This is a genomic window from Nocardia cerradoensis NBRC 101014, assembly GCF_000308535.1.
Taxonomy (GTDB): domain Bacteria; phylum Actinomycetota; class Actinomycetes; order Mycobacteriales; family Mycobacteriaceae; genus Nocardia; species Nocardia cerradoensis.
In genome coordinates this window covers 1-1,982 of sequence record NZ_BAFW01000073.1, presented here as the reverse complement: position 1 = coordinate 1,982, position 1,982 = coordinate 1, and the positions used below count along the sequence as shown (strand labels likewise).

Below are 1,982 nucleotides of genomic sequence, written 5' to 3'. Positions count from 1 at the left end.
GTCCAGCGCCCGGGCTGCGGTACGCAGAATTCGCAGCCCGGGCACTCTGCTCAGAAGAAGCGGCGGATCGCGTAGATGTCGAATTCGCTCAGCGGTGTCAGCCCGATCGGCACGCCGGGCCCGTAGGCGTTGAGCAGCATGCCGCCGCCGGCGTAGATGCCCTCGTGGGAGCCGTCGGTATTCACGATGACCACATCGCCGGGCATCATCGCGCCGAACGGCACGGCACTGCCCGCGGTGGCCTGCTCCCAGGTGGTGCGCGGCAGCAGGATGCCGACCTGCCGGAACGCCCACTGCACGAGTCCGGAGCAGTCGTAGGCGTTGGGCCCGGTCCCGCCCCATTCGTAGGGTTTGCCCGCCTGTGAGCCGGCAACGCTCAGCGCGATCGACGCCCGCGGGCTCGGCAACGGCAGCGCCGCCGAACCACTGGCGCTACCGGAGGCCGATCCGCTACCCGATCCGGAGCTGCTGCCCGAGTCGAGAGATCCGGAGGAACTGCCGGTGTCGGCGGGTGCGGCGGTGGCCGGACCTGCCCATATCGAGACGGAGACGGTCGCCGCGATCGCGGCCAGGAGATAGCGGGTGTATCTGCGGCGCGAGGATCCGCGCACGGATGACGGTGCCATGTGCTCGCCCTTCGGTATGACATGCATCCACCACGGCATACCGACCGGCGATTACACAGCACACAGCATGGACTTGGGATGGCCGCTTCCCCACGGGCATCTCAGCCGGTCAACTACCTGGTAGTGCAGTTTCAACGGGGGTCGATCCGGAAAAAACACCTAAGCTCAACTAAAGAGTGATGGTTGCTGTGACATAGCTGTTTTAGCGCAAGTCACACGTACACCACAAGTACCAATCCGCAACCGTGATCCGTTCCGGCCTCACGGGACACACCCCAGGTCATACCGGGAATCGACGCGCCACACGCCGCGCTCACACCCGTCGCCTCACTCAGGTGCGGTGTGTAACCCCCGTCTACCTGGGTATACATGCGCCCGACCGAGCCGACCGAGCCGACCGAGCCGACCGAGCCGACCGAGCCGACCGAGCCGACCGAGCCGACCGAGCCGACGCGATCAAGGCTCATACGGCTCCGCACGCGCGCTGCCCGCGCAGCCGTGAGGCGGGCGAAGGATCGGGCAGTGCCGAACGAGCCCGGTCCGACAGTCCGGACCGGGCTCGTTTTCGGGATTCGCGTGCTCAGGCCTTGGTGATCGCGGCGCGCACACCGCCGACCACCTCGGCCGCCTCGGCGCCCGCGGGCGCGAAGCTCAGCTCGGTGGCGAGGATTTCCCCGGCGATGAGGTCGCGGTGGGTGCGCGCCCATTCCGCGCGCTCCTGCGGCACCTCCAGCACCACCGTGATCCGGTCGGAGACGTCCAGGCCCAGCGACTTGCGGGTCTCCTGCAGATCGCGGATCAGGTCGCGGGCCCAGCCCTCGGCCTCGAGTTCCTCGGTGACCTCCGAATTCAGCACCACCAGCCCGGCATTGCCGGGCAGGGCGGCGGTGGACTCGGGTTCGGCCGCCACCAGACGCTGGGTGTACTCCTCGGGCAGCAGCGCGATGCCGTCGTCGTGGCCGGGCACCAGCGCCGTGACCACGCCGTCGTCCTCGCGCCACTGGCCGGCCTTCACCGCCTTGATCACGCCCTGGACGTCCTTGCCCAGCCGCGGACCGGCGGCGCGGGCGTTGACGACCAGTTCGAACCGGCCGTGCGCGGCCACATCGGTGGTCAGGTCCACCTTCTTCACGTTGACCTCGTCGGCGACGAGATCGGCGAACGGACGCAACCGCTCCGCATCGGGCGCGGCGATGGTGACCTCGGACAGCGGCAGCCGCACCCGCAGGTTCTGCGCCTTGCGCAGGCTCAGCACCGTCGAGCACACCGAACGCACCTCGTCCATCGCCGACACCAGCTCCGGATCGCGCGGCAGTTCGGTCTCGCCGGGCCAGTCGGTCAGATGCACCGACCGCT

At 68.8% G+C, this 1,982-nt stretch carries 3 protein-coding genes; all 3 read right to left on the bottom strand.

Annotation, left to right across the window (positions count from 1 at the left end; genetic code table 11):
- Positions 1 to 50: 50 nt before the first annotated feature.
- A complete protein-coding gene (locus tag ON23_RS08890; RefSeq protein WP_039777432.1) occupies positions 51 to 626 on the bottom strand; it encodes a C40 family peptidase in 576 nt (191 codons plus the stop codon).
- 212 nt (positions 627 to 838) lie between these two features.
- Positions 839 to 1,093: a hypothetical protein gene (locus ON23_RS37390; RefSeq protein WP_039777431.1), complete on the bottom strand. Its 255-nt coding sequence runs from the start codon at positions 1,091 to 1,093 to the stop codon at positions 839 to 841.
- 113 nt (positions 1,094 to 1,206) lie between these two features.
- The coding region (locus tag ON23_RS08880) for a DUF5915 domain-containing protein (protein ID WP_039777430.1) at positions 1,207 to 1,982 on the bottom strand (776 nt) is incomplete at its 5' end.

What these genes read in the sequence shown, in the direction of transcription:
- ON23_RS08890 (WP_039777432.1), bottom strand. Translation starts at nt 626, where the DNA reads ATGGCACCGTCATCCGTGCGCGGATCCTCGCGCCGCAGATACACCCGC.
- ON23_RS37390 (WP_039777431.1), bottom strand. Translation starts at nt 1,093, where the DNA reads ATGAGCCTTGATCGCGTCGGCTCGGTCGGCTCGGTCGGCTCGGTCGGC.